At 68.8% G+C, this 5,724-nt stretch carries 6 protein-coding genes; 1 reads left to right on the top strand and 5 read right to left on the bottom strand.

What is annotated here, in order from left to right:
* Window positions 1-231 (bottom strand): hypothetical protein (locus tag E4L98_RS10105; protein WP_135201433.1); only part of this gene is annotated, 231 nt, incomplete at its 3' end.
* A 143-nt stretch (window positions 232-374) separates the two neighbouring features.
* Between E4L98_RS10105 and E4L98_RS10100 the strand changes: the two genes are divergently transcribed.
* Window positions 375-992 (top strand): MlaC/ttg2D family ABC transporter substrate-binding protein, encoded by a 618-nt coding sequence (locus E4L98_RS10100; RefSeq protein ID WP_135201432.1) that lies wholly within the window; start codon window positions 375-377, stop codon window positions 990-992.
* 77 nt (window positions 993-1,069) lie between these two features.
* Here E4L98_RS10100 and E4L98_RS10095 read toward each other — a convergent pair whose 3' ends face one another.
* The 4 genes from E4L98_RS10095 to hpnI all read right to left on the bottom strand — a co-directional run bounded on the left by E4L98_RS10095 (window position 1,070) and on the right by hpnI (window position 5,654).
* Window positions 1,070-2,074, bottom strand: coding sequence for a lysylphosphatidylglycerol synthase domain-containing protein (locus E4L98_RS10095; protein WP_135201431.1), 1,005 nt, complete (start codon window positions 2,072-2,074; stop codon window positions 1,070-1,072).
* A gap of 160 nt (window positions 2,075-2,234) precedes the next feature.
* A complete protein-coding gene (gene hpnK / locus E4L98_RS10090; RefSeq protein WP_135201430.1) occupies window positions 2,235-3,071 on the bottom strand; it encodes a hopanoid biosynthesis-associated protein HpnK in 837 nt (278 codons plus the stop codon).
* Entirely contained in the window at window positions 3,061-4,482 is a 1,422-nt protein-coding gene (hpnJ, locus tag E4L98_RS10085) for a hopanoid biosynthesis associated radical SAM protein HpnJ (protein WP_135201429.1), read from the bottom strand. Before hpnJ ends, hpnK begins: the two co-directional genes overlap by 11 nt.
* Entirely contained in the window at window positions 4,479-5,654 is a 1,176-nt protein-coding gene (hpnI, locus tag E4L98_RS10080) for a bacteriohopanetetrol glucosamine biosynthesis glycosyltransferase HpnI (RefSeq protein WP_229257342.1), read from the bottom strand. Before hpnI ends, hpnJ begins: the two co-directional genes overlap by 4 nt.
* Between the last annotated feature and the right edge of the window lie 70 nt (window positions 5,655-5,724).

Genomic DNA, 5,724 nt, shown 5'->3' with positions numbered 1-5,724 from the left:
CCGTCGGCGCGCTGGCTGGCACCGGCCGACGCGTTTTTCGAGCGTCATCGCGGCGTCGCGCTGGGCCCATGGCGCGTTCGATTCCAGCAGGCGGTCGATGTCGGTGTCGATGGCGAAGTGGCCGGCCGCGTACCAGCCGCTCAGCGCGGTGAGCAGCAGGCAGATGGCGATGGTGGTCCAGGCGTGGCGCGCGGCGCCGCGGACCAGCCGGGTGAGCAGAGCTGTCAGCATGGCGCGGAGCGCATCTGGCGTGCGGCGTCGTGGACGGAACGGCCAGTATAGCCGCAATGGCGGCAAAGTTGGCAAACAAGCCAGCCCCGCATGCGCCGCCGCGTTATACTGGCGACACCCCAACTCACGGCAAGCGAGCGCACATGAACTTCCATGAATACGCATCCCGCATCGGTCTGGCGACGGCCATCGTGATGATGGCGCCGGCGCTGGCGCAGAACCCGGCCGCTGCCGACAGCCAGGTACGTGCCGCCGTCGAGACGGTGACGGGCGCGATCCAGGCCGATGCGGCCGCGCGCGGCGGTGACATGGTCAAGATCACCGCCGTGGTGCGGCAGCAGTTCCTGCCCTACACCGACTTCGAGCGCACCACGCGACTCGCGCTGGGCAAGACGTGGAACGATGCCACGCCCGAACAGCGGCAGCAGCTGTTCCAGCAGTTCCAGTCGCTGCTGGTGCGCACTTACGCGCTGTCGCTGTCGCAACTGCGCGAGCAGAACGTCAAGTTCCAGTTCCAGCTGGGCCGGCAGGAGGCCGGCGATGCGGTGGTCAAGAGCCGCGTGCTGGTCAACGGCGAGGAAATGCAGATCGACTACCGTCTGACCCGCACGCCGAACGGCTGGAAGATCTATGACATCAACATGATGGGCGCGTGGCTGATCGAAATCTACCGCCGCCAGTTCGGCGACGTCGTCGCGCGCGACGGCATCGACGGCCTGCTGAAATATCTGGTGCGCCATAACCAGGTGCCGCTGGGCTGATCGCGCATGTCGGCCGCTGACGCGGCGCGTCATGGTGCAGGCCATGCCAGCGCCGGTGGTGCGACATAAGGCACGACTCATGGCGTTGCCCCGCCGGCCCGCGTCGCGCTGCCCTTGCGCCAGCGCCGCAGTTCCAGCCACTGCCACGACAGCAGCGCCGGCACGCCGAACAAAATCTCGCGCGCGCGCTTGACCAGCGCCAGCGCCAACGCCACTTGCGGCCCGATGCCGAGCAGTTCGGCCAGCAGCAGCACCACGGCTTCCTGCACGCCCAGCCCGGCCGGCACGAAGAACGCGACCTGGCGCGCCGCCTGCGTCAGCGCTTCGATGAACAGCGCCTGCCAGAATGTGGCTTCGTGACCGAACAGGCGCAGCGCCAGCCATACCTCCGCCGTCCCGAGCAGCAATCCCGCCATCTGCCACAGCAGCGCCAGCGCCAGCACGCGCGGGCGGCGCAGCAGCGACTGGACGTGGGCATCGAGACGGGCCGCATTGCCCAGCAACGCGGCGAGCCGCTCGCCCAGCATACCGCGCGCCAGCGCGGCCAGACGGGTGAATAAGGCGCCATGGCGCAGCGCCAGCCCGAACGCCAGCGGCCCCGCCAGCGACAGCAGCAGGCCGCCGATGATGGCCCAGCCATGCGCCGCCTGGGTACTGGCCAGCAGCGCCAGCACGCCGAACACGGTGAACAGATAAAACGCGAACATCGTGACCATCACCTCGGTGACGATGCTGGCGGCGACGGCGGCGGTATCGTCATGCCGCAAGCGCGCCAGCCGGATGCCGACCAGCTCTCCGCCGACGCTGGCGGTCGGCAGCAGGCGGTTGACGGCCTCGCGCACGGTGGCGACCCACCACAAAAACGGCAGCGATGGCCGCGCGTCGGGCAGTGCCGCCTGCAACAGCGTGCGCCAGCCTTGCGCGTCGAGCACCAGCGGCAGTGCGTGCAGCGGCAGCAGCAACAGCAGCGGCCAGCCGGCCTGCGCCAGCACGGGCGCCACGTCCGCCGCGCCCTGGTGGGCGATCAGCGCCGTCAGGCCGAACAGCGCCGCCACCGCGAACAGCCACGCCAGCCGCTTCATGGCGTCCCCGCCATTGCCTGGCGCACGCGCAGGCTGCGGCGCTTCGTGGCGCCGCAAGCACATCGGTGTATCCGCCGCGGCGCGGCGACAGCGCTTCGACGGCGGCGCGCACGCGCGGCGACAGCAGCGCAGTCAGCTTGATCGAGCACGCCGCAGCGCTTCATGGCGCCGCCAGCACGTCGGTGTAGCCACCGCGGCGCGGCGCCAGCGCTTCGACGGCGGCGCGCACGCGCGGCGACAGCAGCGCCGCCAGTTCGTCGGCGTGGCGGTAATCGGCCATGCCGGGTGTCAGCGGCGCTTCGCTGGCGACGGCCGGATGCAGATAGATTTCGGTCACGCCGTCGTCCAGCCGCGCCAGCGCCGCCAGCAGCGCCGCTTCGTCCATGGCGCCACTGGCGGCGATGCCGACCACGCGGTCGTTGTGCGCCACACCGGCGGCGCGCAGACGCCGCCGCAACAGGGCGATCCACGGCCGCAGCCACCACGGCGCGCCCCGCTCCACCGGCAGCCGCATGGCACGCATGCCATATTCGCGGCCAATGCGCAGTATCAGCGACAGGATGGTTGGATGCAGGTGAAAATGCTTGTGGCAGTTGACGTGATCGAGCGCCAGGCCGGTGGCGGCATAGGCCTCGAACTGGGCGCGGATCTCGGCCGCCAACTGGCGCCGCGCGGCTGGCAGAAAAAAAATGCGCGCGCCGTCGCGCGCCATGTGCGAACCGAAGCGGCCATCGGCGTCCACCAGCGCGGGGATCTGCGCAGAAGGCAGCATCGGCGCTCCATCGGCCAGCACCAGATGCAGGCCGACGCGCAGTCCCGGCAGCCGGCGCGCACGCGCCACCGCATCGGCGGCGGCCGGCGCCGCCACCATCAGGCTGGCCGCGTTCAGCACGCCGTCACGCTGCGCCAGTTCCACCGCCGCGTTCACGGCCGGATGCAGGCCGAAATCGTCGGCCGTCACGATCAGGCCGCGCCGGCTGGCCGAGTCAGGCCTCATGCGAGCGCAGGAAGCGGAAGAATTCCACGCCCTCGCGCAGGCGGCGTTTCATCATGTCCCAACTGCCCAGCATCTCGCGCACGATTTCCCAGATCTTGGTCGGGCGGAAGTAGAAGCGCTTGTAGAACAACTCGACGCTGTGATAAATCTCTTCGCGCGACAGGTGCGGATAGCTGAGCGCCGACAGCTGCACGCCCTGCTCGTTCACCAGGCTGATGACCTTGCGGTCCTGCAGCCAGCCGTTGTCCTGCGCCTGCTGGTACAGCGCGGTGCCCGGATACGGCGCCGCCAGCGACACCTGGATGGTGTGCGGGTTGATCTCCTGGGCGTAGCGGATGGTTTTTTCGATGGTGTCCTGGCTCTCGCCGGGCAGGCCGAGGATGAAGGTGCCGTGAATGGCGATGCCGAGTTGATGGCAGTCGGACGTGAAGCGCCGCGCGATGTCGGTGCGCAAGCCCTTTTTGATATTCAGCAGGATCTGGTCGTCGCCCGACTCGTAGCCCACCAGCAGCAGGCGCAGGCCGTTGTCCTTCATGATCTTCAGCGTGCTGTAGGGGACGTTGGCCTTGGCGTTGCACGACCAGGTCATGCCCAGTGCGCCCATGCCGCGGGCGATTTCCTCGGCGCGCGGGCGGAAGTCGGTGAAGGTGTCGTCGTCGAACATGATCTCCTTCACTTCCGGCATGTTCTCCTTGATCCATTTGACCTCGGCCAGCACGTTTTCCGGCGAGCGCACACGGTAGCGGTGGCCGCCCACGGTCTGCGGCCACAGGCAGAAGGTACAGCGCGAGCGGCAGCCGCGGCCCGTGTAGATCGACACGTAGGGATGTTTCAGATAGCCGATGAAGTAGTTTTCCACCTTGAGGTCGCGCTTGTAGACCGGCGCGACAAAGGGCAGCTCGTCCATGTTTTCGATCATGGGGCGGTCGGCGTTGTGCTTGATGCTGCCGTCCGGGAGCTTGTAGCTGAGACCGGCCACGTCCGCCAGCGGATGGCCGGCCGCGACTTCGACGCAGGTGTAGTCGAATTCCTCGCGGCAGATGAAGTCGATGGCGGGACTGCCGCTCAGTGTCGCATCCGGCTCGACGGCGGCCTTGGCGCCGACCAGGCCAATCAGCAGCGCCGGCTGGCGTTGTTTCAGCATCTCGGCGAACTGCACATCGGTCGGATAGGACGGCGTACTGGTGTGGATGATCACCAGTTCGTACTCGATGGCGATGTCGAGGGTGTCTTCCACGCTCATCTCGTCGGCCGGCGCGTCGAGCACGCGGCTGCCCGGCACCATGGCGGCCGGCTGCGCCAGCCAGGTCGGATACCAGAACGATTTGATCTCGCGCTTGGCCTGGTAGCGCGAGCCGGCGCCGCCGTCGAAACCGTCGAAGGATGGAGCTTGCAGGAACAGGGTTTTCATGGCGTCCTTTCGGGCAGCGTTCCCTTGCGGGAGGGCGAGGATGGATAGGATGGCGGCGCGGCCGGCAGGCGGTCGCGCACGGAGATCAGGTTGTCACGCCAGTGCACGCGCGAGCCGGTCAATGCGGCGGCCCATTCGGCCAGCAGCAGCAGGTCGCGCAAGGGAGCGGTCAGCACGGCCGCCAGGTCGACGCCGGACGCGCCGGCGCCGCGCCGCGTATCCGCCACCGCCAACATGCTGCGCGCCGCGCCGCCGGCCAGCAGCAGCGCAATCGCGATCGCACCGGGCGCCAGCGCGAGTCCGAGCAGCAGCATGGGCCAGGTGAAGGTGATGAAGCTGAAGGCGAAACCGGCCGGGTTGAGCGAGCGGATGGTACGCATCCAGCGCAGCTCATGGCGCCACAGCTCGGCCAGGCTGTCTTCGGTGACGTCGGTGCGCACCACCACGTCGGACAGCACGGTGACGAGGCCGTGGCGACGCGTCAGTTCGCCGAGCCAGTAATCGTCGGCCAGACGGTCGGCCAGGGCCGCGAAGCCGCCGATGGCTTGCAGCGCGTCTCGACGCAGGGCGATGGTGGCGCCGAAGGCAAAGCTGCGCGAGCCGCCGAAGTGGGCCACATGCACCGATGGCGCAAACCAGCCGTCGATGAACTGCACACCAAGCCGCGACCACCAGCCACCCATCGCGCGGCCGCGATAGAGGCAGGTGACCACGCCGGTGCGCACATCGGCCAGCGGCGCGCTCACGCGTGTCAGATAGTCGGGTTCCACCGCGATGTCGGCATCGGCCAGCACCAGCAGATCGTGGCGGGCCAGCGGCAGCAGGTTGATCAGGTTGCTGACCTTGGGATTGCTGCCGTGCCGCGCGCCGTTGACCGCCAGCGCGATGTCGCGTTCAGGATAGTCTTGCTGCAGACGACGCACCACCTGAATCGCCGGGTCGGCGCCATCGCGCACGCCGAACACCAGCTGGTAGTGCGGGTGCGTCTGCCGGCAAAACGTCGCCAGGTTATCGTACAGCGCGGGCTCGTCGCCGCACAGCGGTTTGAGGATGCTCACCGCCGGCATGGCATGCCTTGCACCGGCTGTACCGGGCGACTCGCCGGCCGGCCCGGTGCGACGGGCGTGGACGACGGACGCCGCGTCGCGACTATCGGCCGTGGACGTGGCGATGCGACTGTCGGCCGTGGAAGTGGCGACGCGGCTGTCGGACGAGGAAGCGGCGCGGCGCGCGCGCCGGGTG

It is taken from the genome of Duganella callida (assembly GCF_004614165.1).
Classification (GTDB): Bacteria; Pseudomonadota; Gammaproteobacteria; order Burkholderiales; family Burkholderiaceae_D; genus Rugamonas; species Rugamonas callida.
The sequence above is the reverse complement of the archived record's forward strand: the minus strand, read 5'-3'. Positions and strand labels throughout refer to the sequence as shown.

What these genes read in the sequence shown, in the direction of transcription:
- E4L98_RS10100 (WP_135201432.1), top strand. Translation starts at nt 375, where the DNA reads ATGAACTTCCATGAATACGCATCCCGCATCGGTCTGGCGACGGCCATC.
- hpnJ (WP_135201429.1), bottom strand. Translation starts at nt 4,482, where the DNA reads ATGAAAACCCTGTTCCTGCAAGCTCCATCCTTCGACGGTTTCGACGGC.
- hpnK (WP_135201430.1), bottom strand. Translation starts at nt 3,071, where the DNA reads ATGAGGCCTGACTCGGCCAGCCGGCGCGGCCTGATCGTGACGGCCGAC.
- E4L98_RS10095 (WP_135201431.1), bottom strand. Translation starts at nt 2,074, where the DNA reads ATGAAGCGGCTGGCGTGGCTGTTCGCGGTGGCGGCGCTGTTCGGCCTG.